16 protein-coding genes are annotated in these 17,902 nt (G+C 70.7%); 4 read left to right on the top strand and 12 right to left on the bottom strand.

Annotation, left to right across the window (positions count from 1 at the left end):
• Positions 1-18: 18 nt before the first annotated feature.
• The 5 genes from ABD784_RS11190 to ABD784_RS11170 all read right to left on the bottom strand — a co-directional run bounded on the left by ABD784_RS11190 (position 19) and on the right by ABD784_RS11170 (position 5,421).
• Positions 19-837, bottom strand: coding sequence for a Gmad2 immunoglobulin-like domain-containing protein (locus ABD784_RS11190; RefSeq protein WP_344884419.1), 819 nt, complete (start codon positions 835-837; stop codon positions 19-21).
• 116 nt (positions 838-953) lie between these two features.
• Positions 954-2,285, bottom strand: a complete 1,332-nt coding sequence (locus tag ABD784_RS11185) for a YjiH family protein (RefSeq protein WP_344884416.1) — start codon at positions 2,283-2,285, stop codon at positions 954-956.
• A gap of 375 nt (positions 2,286-2,660) precedes the next feature.
• Positions 2,661-3,893, bottom strand: a complete 1,233-nt coding sequence (locus ABD784_RS11180) for an MFS transporter (RefSeq protein ID WP_344884413.1) — start codon at positions 3,891-3,893, stop codon at positions 2,661-2,663.
• A gap of 20 nt (positions 3,894-3,913) precedes the next feature.
• The gene (locus ABD784_RS11175) at positions 3,914-4,852 is read right to left on the bottom strand and encodes a DMT family transporter (RefSeq protein ID WP_344884410.1); all 939 of its coding nucleotides are present in this window, start codon (positions 4,850-4,852) and stop codon (positions 3,914-3,916) included.
• On the bottom strand, positions 4,849-5,421 hold the full coding sequence (locus tag ABD784_RS11170; RefSeq protein WP_344884407.1) for a TetR/AcrR family transcriptional regulator: 573 nt from the start codon (positions 5,419-5,421) through the stop codon (positions 4,849-4,851). The genes ABD784_RS11175 and ABD784_RS11170 overlap by 4 nt, the downstream gene beginning before the upstream one ends.
• 126 nt (positions 5,422-5,547) lie before the next feature.
• On the opposite strand from ABD784_RS11170, the gene ABD784_RS11165 reads away from it, so the two are divergent.
• From ABD784_RS11165 to ABD784_RS11150, 4 genes are all read left to right on the top strand, one after another.
• A complete protein-coding gene (locus ABD784_RS11165; protein ID WP_344884404.1) occupies positions 5,548-6,132 on the top strand; it encodes an SRPBCC family protein in 585 nt (194 codons plus the stop codon).
• A 144-nt stretch (positions 6,133-6,276) separates the two neighbouring features.
• Positions 6,277-6,735, top strand: a complete 459-nt coding sequence (locus ABD784_RS11160) for an ArsR/SmtB family transcription factor (protein WP_344884401.1) — start codon at positions 6,277-6,279, stop codon at positions 6,733-6,735.
• Positions 6,736-6,774: 39 nt separating this feature from the next.
• Complete coding sequence (locus ABD784_RS11155) at positions 6,775-7,773, top strand: SRPBCC family protein (RefSeq protein ID WP_344884398.1); 999 nt, start codon at positions 6,775-6,777, stop codon at positions 7,771-7,773.
• Between the two features lie 201 nt (positions 7,774-7,974).
• On the top strand, positions 7,975-10,182 hold the full coding sequence (locus ABD784_RS11150) for a S9 family peptidase (protein WP_344884395.1): 2,208 nt from the start codon (positions 7,975-7,977) through the stop codon (positions 10,180-10,182).
• 69 nt (positions 10,183-10,251) lie between these two features.
• Here the strand turns inward: ABD784_RS11150 and ABD784_RS11145 are convergent, their stop codons facing one another.
• The 7 genes from ABD784_RS11145 to pdhA form a co-directional block, all read right to left on the bottom strand.
• On the bottom strand, positions 10,252-11,028 hold the full coding sequence (locus ABD784_RS11145; protein ID WP_344884392.1) for an HNH endonuclease family protein: 777 nt from the start codon (positions 11,026-11,028) through the stop codon (positions 10,252-10,254).
• Positions 11,029-11,063: 35 nt separating this feature from the next.
• Positions 11,064-11,969 carry an excalibur calcium-binding domain-containing protein gene (locus ABD784_RS11140; RefSeq protein ID WP_344884389.1) on the bottom strand — a complete coding sequence of 302 codons (906 nt, stop codon included), beginning with the start codon at positions 11,967-11,969 and terminating at the stop codon, positions 11,064-11,066.
• A 145-nt stretch (positions 11,970-12,114) separates the two neighbouring features.
• A complete protein-coding gene (locus ABD784_RS11135; RefSeq protein WP_344884387.1) occupies positions 12,115-12,975 on the bottom strand; it encodes a hypothetical protein in 861 nt (286 codons plus the stop codon).
• Positions 12,976-13,037: 62 nt separating this feature from the next.
• Positions 13,038-13,751 carry a hypothetical protein gene (locus ABD784_RS11130; RefSeq protein ID WP_344884385.1) on the bottom strand — a complete coding sequence of 238 codons (714 nt, stop codon included), beginning with the start codon at positions 13,749-13,751 and terminating at the stop codon, positions 13,038-13,040.
• Positions 13,752-13,881: 130 nt separating this feature from the next.
• The gene (locus ABD784_RS11125; protein WP_344884382.1) at positions 13,882-15,543 is read right to left on the bottom strand and encodes a dihydrolipoamide acetyltransferase family protein; all 1,662 of its coding nucleotides are present in this window, start codon (positions 15,541-15,543) and stop codon (positions 13,882-13,884) included.
• A gap of 91 nt (positions 15,544-15,634) precedes the next feature.
• Positions 15,635-16,609, bottom strand: a complete 975-nt coding sequence (locus ABD784_RS11120; protein WP_344884379.1) for an alpha-ketoacid dehydrogenase subunit beta — start codon at positions 16,607-16,609, stop codon at positions 15,635-15,637.
• Complete coding sequence (gene pdhA / locus ABD784_RS11115; protein ID WP_425582969.1) at positions 16,606-17,784, bottom strand: pyruvate dehydrogenase (acetyl-transferring) E1 component subunit alpha; 1,179 nt, start codon at positions 17,782-17,784, stop codon at positions 16,606-16,608. Before pdhA ends, ABD784_RS11120 begins: the two co-directional genes overlap by 4 nt.
• Positions 17,785-17,902: the final 118 nt, after the last annotated feature.

Raw genomic sequence — 17,902 nt, 5'->3', positions numbered from 1 at the left:
CCCCCTCTAACCACTGAACTAGCCACCGAAGGTCACGGGCACCGCGACGACCTGCTCCAGGCTGCCGTCGCGCGCGCTGTGCGTCAGGAACAGCGCCGCGCCATGCCCCGATCCCGGGTCGGTGAAGGGGATCTCGCCGGCGAAGGGCCCGGGGTCCGGTCCCCCGCTGCCGGTGACGGGCGCCTGGCCCAGCACCGTGCCGTCGGGGCCGCGGACCTGCACCAGCACGTTGCCCTCGAACGCCAGGGCGTTCCCGCTCACGCCCAGCGGCGAGGCGCTCCTGGCACCGGCCACGGGTTCGTCCACCTGGATGTCCCGGGTGGACGACCCGATGACGTACCAGGCGTCGTCGGAGAGCTGCCGGACGAGCACCGTGGTCACGAGCCGGCCATCCGCCGGCGTGACCTCGAACTCGCCCGACCGGCTGTCCCCCTGCATGAAGTCGGAGAGCGTAGGGTTCTCGAAGCCGGCGTAGTCGGACGCGAATCCGCTCGCGGCCGCCTCCGGATCGCCGTATTCGCTGGCCCCCGGAGCCGGGTAGACCACCGTCGCTGCCTCCTCGGCCGGCAACGAAGCGGCCGGGGCGCCGGAGCTTGGCGTCGCGCTCGGCGGGGCTGTCGCCGTCGTGCCGGGTGTTCCCGAGGGCGAACCCGCCGTGGTGGGCGCCGCCGACGTCTGCGTCGGCGTGGGGGACGGCGAGACGGTGCCGTCGCCGTCATCCGGGTCAGCACTGCACGCGCCGAGGAGAACGACGGCGGCCACCGCCAGGCCTGCGGTCACCGTCCGGCTGGTGGTCCGCCGACCGCGGACGGCCCCGAGCATCCAGGTGGCATCCATAGTGCAAGCGAACCACCGGGGACGCCGGCACGGTAGCCCCGGCGGGGCTCGATTCGGCCACGAATCGACGGCGATTGGATCACGCCGTCGCGAGGGGTGGCAGCCGGGGACGGCCGCTATAACAGCAGGCGGACCACCGGCGTCGCGATCAGGATGGTCAGGGCGACGCGCTCGAACCAGATGACCACCATGGTCCACAGCGGTAGCGGGATGTCCGTGGCCAGAATGCAGGGCACCAGGGCCGAGAAGAAGATGATCGCGGCGACGCAGACGATCCCTACCACCATGCGCAGCTCGAGCGAGGCGTGGTCGGCGGCGAGCGTGGCCGGCAGGAACATCTCGGCGATGCCCGTCGCCGACGCCTTGCCCACCAGCAGCGGATCCTCCAGCCCGACCACCCACGCGAAGGGGGCGAACACGTAGCCGACCCAGTCGAAGATCGGCGTGTAGCGCGCGAGCACCAGGCCGATCAGCCCGACCGAGAGGATCGAGGGCAGGATGGCCATCGCCATCTTCAGGCCGTCGAGGACGTTGACGGCGACGTTGCGCGGCAGCGACGGTGCCTCGCGCAGGGTGGTCAGCGCCTCGCGCCACGCGTAGGCGAAGCGGTTGCCGGTGGGCTTGAGCTCCGGCACGTGCTCGACGCCCGGGTACGGGACGTCCGGGATGCGACTGAGGGGCGGGATGCGCACCGAGATTGCGGTGACGGCGAAGGTGACCACCAGGGCGGTCAGGAAGTACAGGAGCCAGTGGTCCATCAGACCCAGGGTCTTGGCGACGATCACCATGAAGCTGGCGGAGACGGTCGAGAAGCCGGTGGCGATGATGGCCGCCTCGCGGCCGGTGTAGCGGCCGCGGTGGTACACGCGGTTGGTGATCAGCAGCGCCAGCGAGTAGCTGCCGACGAAGGACGCGACGGCGTCGATCGCCGAACGCCCCGGCGTGCGCCACAGCGGGCGCATGACGGGCTGGAGGAAGACGCCCAGGAACTCCATCAGGCCGTAGCCCACGAGCATGGCGAGGAAGATCGCGCCGATCGGCACGATCAGGCCCACGGGGATCACCAGTGCGTTGAAGAGGAACGGGCCCATCTGCGCGTCCATGAGCCAGGCCGGGCCGACGCCGGCGACCATGGCGATGCCGACTGTCAGGCCGACGATGTTCAGGAACGCGAACACGGCCTTCAGCCGCGAGGCGCGCCAGGCTCCCGTGACGAAGGGCGCCACCGTTCCGGCGAGGATGACCAGCAGGGCGTAGTAGGGCACCACGCCGGCGCCGTGCTCGCGCAGCCAGCTCACTGCGTGGTCCAGCAGGATAGTGCTGGTCCCGCCGAGCGTGACGGGGACGAAGAAGACGAGGAGTCCGATGGCGCTGTAGAGCGCGAAGCGGGCGATGTCGCCGGGGCGCGTGGCCGGCGGCGAGGTCGAAGAGGAGAGCGAGGAGGTCATGAGGCGCTTTCGGGGCTGGGGCCCGGTTCGCGGGGCGGGTTCGGAAGGGGACGGCGACGGGGCGGGCACTCCGTTGTGCGCCGCATCACCGTCGCACCCTTCCATGGAACCGCGCGGGACGCGCCGCAACAACGGGGTCGACGACGTCGGAGTCCGGTATCCCAGACGCGTGCCCTAGCTTCGACGAGTCGCCTTGACCAGAGGCTCCCCGGACTCCTCGAGACGACCATCGCGTTAACCGATGTCGACGGCGCCGGGCTCGCCCGAATCGGACTCAAGGACGAAACCTAGGTCACCGGCTCACTAGCTCGGGCCGCTCGCTGATCCGGCCGGCTCAACTCACACGCTTTCCGGGAATTGACCTCCGGGACGGCCTCAATCCACTCGAAACGAGAAGACGGCCGCGCCGATGAGCAAACCCAGGAAGAGCACGAGTACCCAGACGGTGCCTACCGCACCGCCGAGGCTTCCACCGAGGAGACTGCCGACCAGGATGGAGACCATGGTGACCGTGCGGCGGGTTGCGATGACCCGACCGATCGCATCCTCGGGCACGGTCTGCATGACCAGCGCGGCGACCTGGACGTTGTTCGCCACCACGAACACTCCCCAGAAGAAGAATTGAGCGGCCAGAATCGGAACCGCGATCTCCGGTGCGATGAGGGGGACGAAGAGCAGGAGGGCGCTCAGCATGGTCAGGATGAAGGTCATCCGGGTCAGCCGGACCCGACCGAAGCGCCGCACGAACCCGCCGGAAACCACGCTGCCGATCAACCCGCCCGCCGCACCGGACGAGACCATCAGACCGAAATGTCCGACGGCGACGGCTAGATCCCGCAGGACATAGATCGATTCGACCGCCGAATATGCCGCCAGTCCCGCCCCGAGCAGGAAGGACGCGACCGTCAGATAGCGCAATCGCCGGCTCCCCCAGACCAAGACCCACCCGTCCCCCGCCTCGTGGAGGAACGACACCGCTTCGGCGCGAAGGGAACGACGTCCGGGATCTTCCGGAATCGAGGGGGCGGCAGGCCACGACCGGCTGAGCAGGGAGAACCCGCCGAGTACGGCCAGCGCTGCCGAGCCAGCCAGCATCGTGGGCGCGCCTGCCTCCATCAGGAGAATCCCCGCCGCCGCAGGTACGACGATGCCTGCGGCCGAATCGGTCGCCTGGAGGACCCCGTAGGTTCTGCCCGACGCTCCGGCCCCAGCGATGCGAGACACCGCCTTGGCCTGACCGGTCTCTGCCAACGTTGCCAAGAGTCCCGAGAGCAGGACGAATCCGGCGACCCAGGCCAGCGAGAGCTGACCTGCAGCAGTGACGGCCACCAGGCCGCCGACGAGCACGGCACGCAGGAATTGGGATCCCACGAGCGGGCCGATCGTCGGACGCCTGTCGATCAACACGCCGATCGGCACGGCAAGGAGCATCATCGGCAAGGTCTGCAACAGGTTGAGGATGCCCATCTGCAACGCCGTGGCACCGAGAGTCGTGACTGCGACGACGTCGATCACATAGTCCGCGAGGGACCGCCCGGCGATATCGGCACCGTTGGAGAGAAGGAGGCGTCGCCGAAGGCCAGTGCCCGGCATCCCGATCCCGTCCATGTCAGCCCCCTGTCCGGCTGTCAGACTACGTGAGGCCCGGAAGAACGGGCGGGCCTCGGCGGCGGGGCCGCCCGATGCGGCACAGCCACCAGGACCAGCAGGCCAGCGGCGATGAGCGCCATGCCGACCCATCCGGGGATCGTGACGTGCTCGCCGACCACCAACACGGCGAGCATCGCCGCCACGGCCGGCTCGAGGAGCGTCACCGTTGTGGCGGTACTGGCGGGGACGCGGCTGAGGGCCACCCCGAAGAGAACGTAGCCGACGAACATCGGGATCAGTGCCAGATACGTGGCCACCAGTACATTCTGTGTAGTTGCGAGCAGGGGCGCCCCGAGGGCCAGCAGGACCGGCAGCAACAACAGTCCCCCGGCCGCGAAGACCGATCCCATCGCTGCCCGGCGCGGCAGCCCGGCCGACATCAGCCGGCCGGCCGACCAGGAGTATGCCGCGTAGCTGGCCCCGGCGAGCAGGCCCAGAGCCACGCTACTGGCCACGGAGATCCCACCCGCCTGACCCGATTGAGCGGCCTCGGCGGATCCCAGCAGGGCGCACCCGGCGATGCCCAACACGGCGGCACACCACCAGCGCGACGTCAGCCGGACCCCGTCGACGACGCGCTCCAGCACCCCGGACGCTATCGGCGCCGACCCCAGGGAGATCACCGTGCCGAGCGCCACCCCGCCGAGGTCCATGGAGCTGTAGAAGGCCAGCGGGTAGACGGCGACACCGAGTGCGCCGACGATCACGGTCCTCCGGTGGGCGCGCAGGGCCTGGCGCGCGGCACGGATCGCCCCGAGGGCGATCGCCCCCTGCAGCAGGCCGCCCACCCCGAGGGAGACGGCGCCGATGGCGAGCGGCGACACTCCCTGGGCGAAGCTCGCGGCGGTCCCGGTCGTCCCCCACAGGACGGACGTCACGACGAGCAGCATCACGCCCGAGCGGGCGCCCTGGCTCACAGGTGCCCCACGATGCGGGCGATGATCTCCCGCGCCGTTCGCAACCGACGGTCGCTGCCCTCCAGGCCGGCGCGCGCCATGGCGCCCTCGAGGACGAACGAGATCTCCTCGGCCCCGTCGCGGGAGGCCTTCTCACCGGCCATCCGAGACAGGTGCCCGCGGATCAGCTCCTCGACGTCCGCCTTGTGCTTCGCGACGAGCCTTCGCCCAGGGTCCCCTGCCGGGAGTTCGGCCGCCGCATTCAGGAGCCCGCACCCGCGGAATCCCCGCGCATGGGCGGCATGAGCGTCATCGATGTACGCGTCGACCACTGCGAGGACACCATCCAACGAGGTCTCGGCCCCCTCGAGCCGTGCGCTGTAGAGGTCCAGCCACTCCTGGTGGCGGGCCTCGAGGTAGGCCACGACCAGCTCGGCCTTGGAGCCGAAGTTGTTGTAGAGGCTCATCTTCGCCACCCCGGCGGACTCCACGATCCCGTCGACGCCGGTGGCGGCGATCCCGTCCGCGTAGAACTTCTCGCGGGCGGCCGCGAGCAAGCGGCTCCGCGCGCTGGCCTTCGTCACCGGCATTCCTCCTCGGCAGATCGATCCAACTATACAGATCTGTCTACTCTTCCCCCGGAGTGCTGTGAGAGCTAGGATCGGCCTATCCCACTAGAGAGCGTTCTCTAGTATTCGACCAGGGAGGCCGGCGTGGTGGCACTGTTCTTCAGCGGGCTTCCGTGGGCGTGGGGCAGCACTTTCGGGGCCGAGACCCCGGAGAGCCCCGACAGCCGCGCCGGAGCGCAGCGTCGCCTGGCCACCCGGGCGGTCGCCACAGGTGCCGACCCGGAGACATTGTTCCTCTGGCTGTGCCAGCTCCGGCGCGCCCCGTACAGCTACGACTGGATTGACAATTTCGGGAGGCGCAGCCCGCGCACGCCCGACCCCTCGGCCACGAACCTCGAGATCGGCCAGGACGTCATGACGATCTTCGAACTCGCCGGGTTCGAACCGAACCGGTCGCTGACGATCTCGATGAAGCCGGGCTGGCCCACCCGCCTCTTCGGCGCCATCGCGGTGCGGTACGCGATCATCCCGACCGGCCGCGGCCGCGTCCTGCTGCGCGGCGATCTCTCGATGCCCCCGGCCGGCCGCGTACTGGGGCGGCCGCGCCGCTACCTGCTGGCCTGGGGCGATCTGATCATGATGCGCAAACAGCTCCGGACTCTGAGCTCACTGGCGGAGGGACTCACGGCACGGCCCGGCACGGCCGCACCGGACGCAGCAGCGACGGAGTAGCCCGCAGCGGACGCTGGCAGATTTCTTCCCGAGCACCCTTGTGCAACGCGCCGTGACGTGCCTAACATACAACCAGTTGGTTGCATGTTAGCCGACGAGGCGCCGCGACCCAGTGCAGCGCCGGAACGAGCAGCGGGAGACGCCATGATCACCGGATACCAGGCACGCACCACCGCCGAGCCCGGCAGTGTCGAGTCGGGCAGCATCGAGCCGGGCAACGTCGAGTCGGGCAGCATCGAGCCGCGCAGTGCCGCGCCGATGACGGCCGAGCTCAGCGAGGCCGAGGTGGACCGGATCTTCCGGGCCCTGGCGGACGCCACCCGCCGGGACATCGTCCGCCGCACGCTCTCCTCGGAGGCGACGATCTCTGAGCTCGCGGGCGACTATGACATGAGTTTCGCCGCCGTCCAGAAGCACGTCACGGCGCTCGAGGCCGCAGGACTCGTCGTGAAGGAGGCCCGCGGACGCGAACGCGTCGTCCGCGGCGCCCCGGAGCGCATCGAACGCATCCAGGATCTCCTCCGCGGGTTCGAGGAGATTTGGCGCGGCCGCATCGGCCGCATGGATGACCTCTTCGCCGAGGACCCGCCCACCACCGGATAGCCGCACGGCATATCCAACCAACGCAGGAAGGTCAGAACCATGCCCATCACCGCAGTCGACAAGGACACCGACGCCCTCACCCTCACGGTGACGGCCGAATTCCCCGTCCCGGTGCGCCGCCTCTGGGACGCGTACATGGACCCGCGCCAGCTGGAGAAGTTCTGGGGACCGCCCAGCTATCCGGCCACGTTCACCCGCCACGACGCCTACCCGGGCGGCCTGACCACCTACTTCATGACCGGCCCCGAGGGCGATACTCCCGGCGGCTACTGGGAGTGGCTCAGCGTGGAGGCGCCGTCGTCCTTCTCCGTCCTGGACGGATTCCTGGGCGAGGACGGAGAACCGAACCGGGACATGCCGCAGATCCGGATGGAGTTCTCCTTCGAGCCCACGGAGACGGGCTCGCGCATGACCACCACGTCCTTCTTCGCCTCCGCCGCCGAGCTGGAGCAGCTCAGCGCCATGGGCATGGAGGAGGGCATGCGGCAGGCCATGGGCCAGATCGACGACGTCGTCGCCGACCTGCAGGCCTTCGCCGCCGGCGGGGTCACGGCGGCCGAGCCGCTCGACGACACCCGGCTGCGCGTCACCCGCGTGATCCGGGGCAGCGTGGAGCAGGTCTGGCGTGCACACGAGGACCCCGCCCTGGTCTCCCGCTGGATGCTCGGCCCGGACGGCTGGACCATGCCCGTCTGCGAGACGAGCGTGGAGCCCGGCAGCTCCTACCGCTACGAGTGGGCGTCCGACGACGGCGCCCAGCGCTTCGGCTTCGCCGGCGAGGTGCTGGAGGCCCACGCCCCGTACCGGCTGGTCAGCACGGAGCAGATGGTCGGGGCGGAGGGGATCCCGGACGCGGCGCAGATGGCCGGCGTCACCCGCAACGAGATGACGCTGACCCCGGTGGAGGACGGGACGCTGCTGACGCTGGTGATCGTCTACCCGGACCGCGAGGCTCGGGAGATGGCGGTGGCCACCGGCATGGTCGACGGCATGGAGACCAGCTACGCGCGGCTGGAGTCCGCGGTGCTGGCGGCCTGAGCCGCACGCTCCGCCCGCCGGACGGCGGGTGCGGAGGGAGGACGACGGCGGCGGTCCCCACGGCGGGCCGCCCGCCGCCGTCGCGCGGGCCGCCGCGACTCCGCCGGACCGTCCCGAGTGTCCTGAGCGTCCTGAGCGTCCTGAGCGTCAAAATGCGCCCGCCTCTGGAAAGTCGCAGCGGGTAGTGACAGGATGTGTCGCGTGGCACACTCTCAAGACTCGTTTCAGAAATCGTCGGGCACCGCTGCTGCCGAGCAGACGGCCCCCGACGCCTCCGCCCGAACGCCGTTCCACGACCTGGACCGGTTCATCGGTCTCCGCCGGCTCGGCGGCCTGGCCCTCTCCCCCGACGGCCGCCGGCTCGTCACCGGCGTCAGCGAGCTCGACGCCGAGTCCACCCGGTACGTGACCGGCCTCTGGGAGATCGACCCGGACGGGAAGCACCCCGCTCGCCGCCTGACCCGCGGTGCCCAGCATGTGAAGGACAACCGCGGCGAGTCCCAGGCGCGCTTCACCCTCGACGGGGATCTCCTGTTCGTGGCCTCCCGCCCGCAGGGCGATGACGACGACGCGCCCTCCCTCTGGCGCCTCCCCGCCTGGGGCGGCGAGGCGTACCGGGTCGCCGAGCACCCCGGCGGCATCGGGGCGGTGCTGACCAACGCCGCCCAGGGCACCGCCGTCGGCACCGGCTCGCCGGAAGGCACGGGCGAGGCGACGCCGGCCGCCCCGGCGAGCACCGTCGTCGTGCAGGCGTCCGCCCTGCCCCGCGCCGCGGATCTGGACGCCGAAAAGGAGGGCCGGAAGCAGCGCAAGGACCGCAAGGTCAACGCGATCCTGCACGACGGCTACCCCGTGCGCTTCTGGGACCACGACCTCGGCCCCGACGTGCCGCGCCTCTATGTGGCCGAACACGCCGACGACAGCACGGCCGACGAGCGCGCCGTGCTCCGCGACATCACCCCCGACGCCGGCCGGCACCTGGGCGAGACGGCCTGGGACCTGGCCCCGAACGGCACCTTCCTCGTCTCCGCGTGGATGGTGCCGGAGGGCCGCGGGAGCCAGCGCACCGACGTGGTGCGCGTGGACCTGGCCACCGGCGAGCGGACCACCCTGCTGGCCTCGGACGAGGAGTACGAGTACGAGCCGGTGCGGATCAGCCCGGACAGCCGGCAGCTGCTCTTCGAGCGCTGGATCCGCTCCACGCCGGAGCGGTCCGCGCGGCCCGAGCTGCACCTGCTGGACCTCGAATCGGGCGACCAGCGGGACCTGGCCTCCGGCTGGGACCGCTGGGCCACCGGGGCCGTGTGGCTGCCGGACGGCAGCGGACTGCTGGTGACCGCCGACGAGGACGGCCGCAGCCCGGTGTTCCATCTGGATGCCGGCACGGGCCGGGTGCTCAGGCTGACCGACGAGGGCGCGTTCTCCGAGGTGGTGGTGGCCCCGGACGGGTCCGCCGCCTACGCGCTGCGCGCCAGCTACGAGTACCCGGCCGAGCCGGTGCGGCTGGACCTGACGGGCCTCGGCTCGCTCGGGGACGGCGGCTCCGTGCCGGTGACCCGGCTGATCTCGCCGGTGGAGCGCCCGGAGCTGCCGGGCCGGTTGACCGAGGTGGAGACGACGGCGGACGACGGCGCCCGGGTGCGCGCCTGGCTGGCCCTGCCCGAGACCGCCTCCGCCGAGTCGCCTGCGCCCCTGCTGCTCTGGATCCACGGCGGGCCGGTCTCCTCGTGGAACCAGTGGAGCTGGCGCTGGACCCCTTGGGTGGCGGTGGCGCAGGGGTACGCCGTGCTGCTGCCGGATCCCGCCCTGTCCACGGGCTACGGGCAGTCGTTCATCGACCGCGGCTGGGGCACCTGGGGCGACGCGCCGTTCACCGATCTGATGGCGATCACGGACGCGGTCGAGGCCCGCGAGGAGATCGACGCGACGCGGACGGCCGCGATGGGCGGCTCCTTCGGCGGCTACATGTCCAACTGGGTCGCCGGGCAGACCGACCGCTTCAAGGCGATCGTCACCCACGCGAGCCTGTGGGCTCTGGACGGATTCGGTCCGACGACGGACGCCTCCTACTACTGGGCCCGCGAGATGAGCGAGGAGATGCAGGAGACGTACTCCCCGCACCGCTACGTGGACCGGATCCGCACGCCGATGCTGGTCATCCACGGGGACAAGGACTACCGCGTCCCGATCGGCGAGGGGCTGCGGCTCTGGTACGAGCTGCTCTCCAAGTCCGGCCTGCCGCAGGCCGAGGACGGCTCCACACCGCACCGCTTCCTGTACTTCCCGGACGAGAACCACTGGATCCTGACCCCGCAGCATGCGAAGGTCTGGTACCAGGTGGTGCTCGGATACCTCGCCCAGCACGTCCTGGGCGAGGAACCGGCGGACTTGCCCGAGGTGCTGGGGTAGCCAGCACTGACGGTTCGGCAGGGCCGGGTGGTCTGGGCGGTTGGGGGGCTCAGAGCACCCGGCGAAGGATCAGCAGGCGTCGGCCACCGCGGTGATGGCGTCCCGCTCCGCCGGAGTCACCCAGAGCCGGTACTTCTCCTTCACCTGGACCTGGCGCGCTACGTAGTCGCATCTGAAGGCCTTGTTGGGAGGCAGCCAGGTAGCGGCGTCGCCGTCGCCCTTGGACATGTTCTGAGCTCCGTCGACGGCCAGCAGGTTCAGAGGGTCGTTCGCGAACAGTTCGCGGGTCTCCGGGTCGAGCTGCTGGGCGCCCTTCTGCCAGGCATCGGACAACGCCACCAGATGGTCGATCTGGACGTCCGCGCTCGTCTCTTGGCCTCGCAGGAAGGCAACGTCGTTCCCGGTGAACGGATCCTCGAGCAGGCCCGACAGCACCACGCATCCCCCCGTCGCGGGCTTGACCTCGATGGCGGTGAGGTCGCGCTTGAGCGTGTCGTTGCGCGCGTCGCAACCGTTCCGATCGGGGTCCTTCCACCCGTTGCCGAAGAGATCGCGATCGTACCCGGTCTGAGGCGCTCGCCCCTTCACCTCGAGACGGCCGAGCACGCCGAGGATCTCCTCCCGGAGGATGCGACTCTGCCCGGGCGAGGATCCGGAGGCGGCTGGCTGGCCGGACGAGTCCACGCCCTCTGCAGCGTCGTCGTCGTTTCTCGACGCGGCCGGCGGTGTCGGCTTCTCCCGCAGCGCCACGAGAGGCGTCGGCGAAGCCGCCTCGCTCAGGACGATGAGCGGTTCGCCAGCGGAGACTGCGGGAGCGCAGCCCGTCAACAGGACCGCCAGCAGCACGCTGCCTCCAACCCGCCACGTGCTGAGTGCGGACGTCAGCTCTCGCAACCGATCCCGTCACCGTCGCGGTCCAACTTCCTCGAGTATCCGGGCTCACCCGCATAGATGGGAGCAGCTCCGGCGGCCTTGACGGCCGTGCAGTTCTTGTAGAAGGTCGCTGCGGGCGCCTTCGGGGCGGCCGGTGCAGCGGGTTCCTTCGGCGCAGCCGGGGCGGCCGGTGCTTTCTTCCGCGCCTCTTCCTGCGCGAGCCGCTGTGCTTCGGCCTCCTGCTCGGCCTTGCGTGCAGCCTCAGCCGCTTCGGCCTCGGCCGCTTTCCGCTGCTCCTCGGCGATACGGGCTTCCTCCGCGATACGCGCCTCCTCGGCCGCCTTCGACGCCTCGGCGGCCTCGGCCGCTTTCCGCTCCTCCTCGGCGATGCGGGCTTCCTCCGCGATACGCGCTTCTTCGGCCGCTTGGCGAGCTGCTTCCGCCTCGGCCTCGGCAGCCTTCCGTTCCTCCTCCGCGGCCTTCTCGGCTTCAGCGAGCAGGACCTCATGCTGTGCCGAACTCACCCAGACGAGGCCGTGACCGGAATCTTCGTCGCAGTACGCCCTCTGCTCGCCCTGCTCCATGTAGAGGTCGTCGCTCTCGCAGGCAGCGCCGATGTGACTCTCCAGAGACCCGGCGAGTTCCGATGCCTCATTCGACAGGCCCGCACTGGCGATGCTCACGGACTCCGCACCGCGCCCCATTTCGATTCCGGCAGCGCAGAAGACGACGAAGGCCGCCCCGAGCGCCGCCAGGGCTCCCTTTCGATGCGGAATCCGGGCCCAGCGGAGATCCCCCTTGACCAGGGCGATAATCGCCAGGATGACGGCGACAAACGCGAGGAAGAAAAGAGCCGCCGGTGCGACCATCAGCAGCAACAGGACCAGGACGATCGCGATGATCCAAAAAATCAAACGCTTCTTGCTTCGACTCGACGGCACGACAGACGTGCCGGAGTGCTCCGATTGAGCCCCCAACGATTTCCCCCAACTCTCAAGTTTTTATTAAGGCGAAAGCATAGTCCCTCCCGCGTGAATTGTCTGCGAAACTCTTGCCTGTCTATCTCACCTCGACGGAGCGCATGACCTCCAGGATCGTCCGGTACTCCTCCGACTCCAGGAACTGGGTGATCCGCCGCTCGTCCGCCTGAGCGTTGACGCCCTCGAGCTCCAGCAGATCGTCGTCCGTCATGAAGATGGCCGCCGTCTCGTCATTGGTCCGGAACCAGAACGGCTGGCCGCCGGTGTCGCCGAGCACCGTCTCGACGTTCGCCGGCTCCAGGATCTGCACCATGAGCTCCCGCTCGGCGTCGTCCGCGCCCTCATCGCTGCGCTGCTTCACGCTCGTCAAAATGACTTGCTCCTCCGAGGCGTTGGTCGAGAGCGTCTCCCGGGCGACTTCCTCGGCGGACCACAGCTCTCCACCGGTGTCCGAGTCGCCCCGGAACTGCCCCTCGGAGACGTACGCGACCGTCTCGCCCTGCGAGTCGGCCAGCTCGTACCCGATGGAATCCCCGTCCGGCCGGAACGTCCAGTCCTGCGGATGCTGGAACGTGAACAGCCCGTTGTCCGCGGTGGCCCACTCCGTCGTGTCGATCGGCGGCGTCGAGGTCTCCTCCGCGGGCGTCCGGCTCGCTGGAGCGTCGCTGGCCGTCGCGTCGCTGGACGCGGCGTCACTCGGCGGGGTGGTGGCTGGCGAGTCGGATGCGGTCGGCCCGGCGTCGATGGGCTCCTCCGCGCCGCAGGCCGCGGTGGCGAGCAGGAGCGCCAGTGCTCCGACTGCCGCGGAGGCCCGCCTCGGTGCCCGCAGCCGGACCGCACTGCCCTGGACTGCCCCGCGCGGAGCGGTGCTGCCCCGGGTACTGATGTCCTGCGCAATGCTGGTCTGCGTAGTGCTGATCGGCGTGGTGTTGATCGACATGATGCCCTCCTGTGCGCTGCCCGTGCTCTGCCGCGTGCTGGTGGTGCTGGCCCCGCCTCCGGTCACCGCCGGACGCCGGCCATCACGGCGACGAGCCGGCGAAAGCGATCGGTCTCCATGAATCGGGCGATCTGCTCGTCGTCCGGGGCCGCCACGGCCTCGCCGTCGAGGCGGACGAATCCGTCCGCGCTGAAGAAGACGCCCTGCTCGTCGCCGGCCAGATCGAATCTCAGCGACTGCTCGCCCGTCTCGACGAGCCGATCCGCCGCCTCCGGAGAGAGCAGGCGCAGCGCGAGCCCCCGTCCGACGCCCGGCTCCGCGCTCGGCCCGGCGACGAATCCGAGCAGCACCTGCTCCTGGTCAGCGCCCGTGTCGACGGGGATGCGGAGCATCTCCTGCACATGACCGTAGCGGACCATGTCCCCCGTGTCCGCGGCGAAGGGCTCGGTGGAGAGGTAGGCAACCGCCTCGCCCGTCTCGTCCCGCAGCTCGCCGACCGGCGCACCCGGTTGCTCCGCCACGGTCCACCCAGGAGGCTGCGGGAAGCTCAGGAAACCGTGGTCGACGCGCGGCCAGGCGCTGGCGTCCGGTGGTTCCGGGACCGCGGGGACGGAGGACGACGCCGTCGGCCGTGTCTCCGGGCTCGCCTCGGATGCGTCCGGTCCGGCGCAGGCCGCGACCACCAAGCCTCCGGCCACCGCCGCGGCGAGGACGGCGCCCAGCCGCCGGGCACGGGCCGGCCCGGGGCGGTCCGTCCGTTCCTCGATGCCGGCCATGGCATCCTCCGCTCGGCGTGGCTGTGGCCGTGGGGCCCTCTCTGCGCAGTGTGGCATGCACGCAGGAGCCCCTCCAGAGCCGTCGCCGAATAGTTATACCGGCGCAACCCCGACGCCGCAGCGCGGAGGATCAGTCCAGCAGGAGCGCCGGCTCCTCCATGATCGCGGCGACGTCCGCCATGAACCGGGCCGAGAGGTCCCCGTCCACCACGCGGTGGTCGAAGGACCCGCCGAGGGTGGTGATCCAGCGCGGGATGATCTCGCCGGAGACCACCCAGGGCTTCTGCCGGACGGTGCCGAACGCGACGATCGCGACCTCGCCCGGGTTGATGATCGGCGTGCCGGTGTCGATGCCGAGCGCGCCGATGTTGGTGACCGTCATGGTGCCGCCCTGCATGTCCGCCGGCGCCGTCTTGCCCGCGCGGGCGGTGGTCGCGAGGCCGTTCAGGGCCACCGCGAGCTCCTTCAGGCTCAGGTCCTGCGCGTCCTTGATGTTCGGGACCAGCAGGCCGCGCGGGGTGGCGGCGGCGATGCCGAGGTTCATGTAGTGCTTGACGTGGATCTCCGCGCCCTTCTCCGTCTCCACCCACGAGGCGTTGACGTTCGGGTTGCGCGCCGCCGCCCAGATGACGGCCTTCGCCAGGATCACCAGCGGCGAGACCTTGATGCCCTCGAAGTCCTTGCTCTGCTTGAGCCGCTGGACGAACTCCATGGTCCGCGTGGCGTCGACGTCCACGAAGATCGAGACGTGCGGGGCGCTGAAGGCCGACTTCACCATCGCGTTCGCCGTCGCCTTGCGCACGCCCTTGACCGGCTGGCGCTCGATCCTGTCGTCCATCCCCGGCTTGGCGCTCCAGAACGCGGGCGCGGCCGCCTGCTCGGCCTCGCGCTGCGCCTGGTAGGACATCAGGTCCTCGCGCGTGATCTCGCCGTGGCCGCCGGAGGCCGGGACCTTGGACAGGTCGATGCCGAGCTCCTTGGCGATCTTCCGCACCGGCGGCTTGGCCAGGACGCGGCCCAGCAGGCCGGCGCGGCGCTCCGTACCCGCGGGGACGACGCCGGCGCCTCCCGCCGCTGCGGCCGCACCCGAGGGACGGGCCGCCGGGGCCGGTTGCGCTCCGCCGCCGGCGGTGCCGCGCTGGGTGCGCGGGGCCGCCACGCGGGAGACGGCCGCGCGTGCGGCGTCCATCCGCTCGCCGATCCCGCCGAGCACGTTCCCCGAGGGACGGGGCCGGTTCACGCGGGTCCGGCGCTTCACGGGGTCGGCCTTCGGGCCGGAGCCGACGAGCGGGCCGACCTGCTCGACGTCGTCCCCGGCCCCGGCTCCCGCCGCACCCGGTGCGGTCGGTGCGGCCGCAGCGGGCGCGCCACCCCGGGCCGATCCTCCGGCGGAAGGCGCGGCGGACGCGGAGTCCGCGGCGGCGTCGTACTCCTCCCCCTCGTCGTCGAGCGAGCGCTCGGTGACCTCGCCCAGCCACGACTGCGCGGCCGGGTCCTCGGGCATCGGGCGCTGCGCGGGCGGGGCCGGGTCCTCGAGGTCGGCGGCGGGCTGTGCGCCGGCCTCGTCGATGGTGACCAGCGGCTGCCCCACCTCCAGGGTCTCCCCCTCGGCGGCGTGGAGCTCGGCCACGGTCCCGGCGAACGGGCTGGGCAGCTCCACGAGCGACTTGGCGGTCTCGATCTCCACGAAGACCTGGTTGACGGCCACGGTGTCTCCGGGCGCGACCTTCCAGGAGACGATCTCCGCCTCCGTCAGGCCCTCGCCGACATCGGGAAGGTTGAACGTGCTCATCGAGACTCCTTGGGCTGGTGATCGCCGGGGCGATCGAGCGATTCGGATGACGACGCCGGCCGTCGGCCCGGGGGCCGCGCCGACGGCTTCGTCAGTACGAGAAGAGGCGGTCCAGCGCCTCGAGCAGCTTGTCGATGTTGGGGAGGTAGTCCTCCTCCACCTTGGCCACAGGGTAGGGCATGTGGAAGCCGCCCACGCGGAGCACCGGCGCCTCGAGGGAGAGGAACGCCCGCTCCGCGACGCGGGAGGCGATCTCGCCGCCGATGCCGCCGAAGGTCGGGGCCTCGTGGGTGACGATCAGGCGGCCGGTCTTCTCCACCGAGGCGACCACGGTGTCGAAGTCGATGGGGCTGATGGAGCGCAGGTCCACCACCTCCACGCTGTAGCCCTCCTCCTCGGCGGCCTCCGCCGCGGCCAGGGCGACGGGGACGAGCGGGCCGTAGGCGACGATCGTGGCCTGGGTGCCCGGGCGCACCACCTGGGCGCTGAACGGGTCCAGGGTGGGCCGCTCGGTGTCCACCTCGCCCTTGAGCCAGTAGCGGCGCTTGGGCTCGAACACGATCACCGGGTCGTCGCACTCGATGGCCTGCTGGATCATCCAGTAGGCGTCCTGCGCGTTGGACGGGGTGATGATGCGCAGGCCCGCGGTGTGGGCGAAGAGCGCCTCCGGCGACTCCGAGTGGTGCTCAATCGAGCCGATGCCGCCGCCGTACGGGATGCGGATGACCACGGGGACAGTCAGGCGGCCCTCGGAGCGGGCGCGCATCTTGGCCAGCTGGGTGGTGATCTGGTTGAACCCGGGGAAGACGAACCCGTCGAACTGGATCTCAGCGACCGGGCGGTAGCCGCGCAGCGCCAGGCCGATCGAGGTGCCGACGATCCCGGACTCCGCGAGCGGCGAGTCGATCACCCGGTCCGCGCCGAAGTCCTTCTGCAGGCCGTCCGTGATCCGGTAGACGCCCCCGAGGCGGCCGATGTCCTCGCCCATGAGGAGGGTCTTCGGGTCCTCCTCGAGCCGCTTGCGCAGGCCGGAGTTGAGGGCCTTCGCGATCGTCATGGTGGTCATCGGTTGCCTCCGGTCTGGTGGTCGGCGAAGCCGGACTCGTACTGGCGGAACCACTCCGATTCCTCGCGGATCAACGGGTGGGCCTCGGCGTAGACGTTGTTGAACGAGTCCTGGAGGCTCGGGTCCGGGAAGCTGAAGGCCTTCGACCTCAGGTCGGCCGCCAGCGCGTCGGCGTCCCGATCCACCTGGGCGAGGAACTCGTCGTCGATCTGGCCGGTGTCCCGCAGGTGCTTCTCCAGCCGGGTCATCGGGTCCCGGTGGACCCAGGACTGCTCCTGGTCCGAGGTGCGGTACTTGGTGGGATCGTCCGCCGTCGTATGCGCGCTCATGCGGTAGGTGACGGCCTCGATCAGGGCCGGGCCCTCGCCGCGGCGGGCTCGCTCGAGCGCCCAGCGGGTCACGGCCAGGCAGGCGACGATGTCGTTGCCGTCGACGCGGACCCCCGGGAAGCCGTAGCCGGCCGCGCGCTCGGCGAGCGGGACCTTGGACTGGACCTCGAAGGGAACGGAGATGGCCCACTGGTTGTTCTGGCAGAAGAAGACCACGGGGGCATTGAAGCTGGCGGCGAAGACCATCGACTCGTGCACGTCGCCCTCGGAGGAGGCGCCGTCGCCGAAGTACGCCACGACGGCCTCGCCGTCCCGCTCTCGCTGCTCGGCGGTCCAGCCGGACTGGTCCTGCGCGACGCCCATGGCGTACCCGGTGGCGTGCGGGACCTGGGCGGCCAGCACCATCGTGTACATGTGGAAGCGGTTCTCTCGTGGATCCCAGCCGCCGTTGGAGACGCCCCGGAAGATCCGGAGCATCTCGGCGAAGTCGACGCCGCGGGTCAGGGCGACGCCGTGCTCGCGGTAGGTCGGGAAGATGTAGTCCGTCGGCCGGGTCGCCCGGCCGGAGCCGATCTGGGCGGCCTCCTGGCCCCGGCAGGGGACCCAGAGCGCCAGGGCGCCCTGGCGCTGGAGGGCCGTGGCCTCGGCGTCGAACCGGCGCGTCAGCGCGATGTCCCGGTAGAAGCCGCGCAGCATCTCGCCGTCCACGTCCTGCGCGTACGCGGAGAACACGGGGTCGTCGCGGAGCCGACCCTCCGGGTCCAGGAGCTGGATCATGGGCGCGGGCGAGCTCTCGGCGGCGGTGCCGCCGGTCTCGGCCGGGCTGGGGGAACCGGTGTTCGCCATGCGTGGTCCCTTCGGGGATGGGTCGACGTCGGAACGTGAGTGGCCGCCCCACTAAATATGCCTTCTGCGGAATACATTCCGCAGAAGGCATATGGGGCGGAAGTCCGGGTCCAGCCTA

The sequence above is a fragment of the Zhihengliuella alba genome, assembly GCF_039538765.1.
Taxonomy (GTDB): Bacteria; Actinomycetota; Actinomycetes; order Actinomycetales; family Micrococcaceae; genus Zhihengliuella; species Zhihengliuella alba.
This window is presented reverse-complemented; position numbering and strand designations above follow the sequence as displayed.

Coding starts and splice junctions, on each gene's coding strand:
- ABD784_RS11190 (WP_344884419.1), bottom strand. CDS start 837: ATGGATGCCACCTGGATGCTCGGGGCCGTCCGCGGTCGGCGGACCACC.
- ABD784_RS11185 (WP_344884416.1), bottom strand. CDS start 2,285: ATGACCTCCTCGCTCTCCTCTTCGACCTCGCCGCCGGCCACGCGCCCC.
- ABD784_RS11180 (WP_344884413.1), bottom strand. CDS start 3,893: ATGGACGGGATCGGGATGCCGGGCACTGGCCTTCGGCGACGCCTCCTT.
- ABD784_RS11170 (WP_344884407.1), bottom strand. CDS start 5,421: ATGCCGGTGACGAAGGCCAGCGCGCGGAGCCGCTTGCTCGCGGCCGCC.
- ABD784_RS11160 (WP_344884401.1), top strand. CDS start 6,277: ATGATCACCGGATACCAGGCACGCACCACCGCCGAGCCCGGCAGTGTC.
- ABD784_RS11155 (WP_344884398.1), top strand. CDS start 6,775: ATGCCCATCACCGCAGTCGACAAGGACACCGACGCCCTCACCCTCACG.
- ABD784_RS11135 (WP_344884387.1), bottom strand. CDS start 12,975: ATGTCGATCAACACCACGCCGATCAGCACTACGCAGACCAGCATTGCG.
- ABD784_RS11130 (WP_344884385.1), bottom strand. CDS start 13,751: ATGGCCGGCATCGAGGAACGGACGGACCGCCCCGGGCCGGCCCGTGCC.
- ABD784_RS11125 (WP_344884382.1), bottom strand. CDS start 15,543: ATGAGCACGTTCAACCTTCCCGATGTCGGCGAGGGCCTGACGGAGGCG.
- ABD784_RS11120 (WP_344884379.1), bottom strand. CDS start 16,609: ATGACCACCATGACGATCGCGAAGGCCCTCAACTCCGGCCTGCGCAAG.
- pdhA (WP_425582969.1), bottom strand. CDS start 17,784: ATGGCGAACACCGGTTCCCCCAGCCCGGCCGAGACCGGCGGCACCGCC.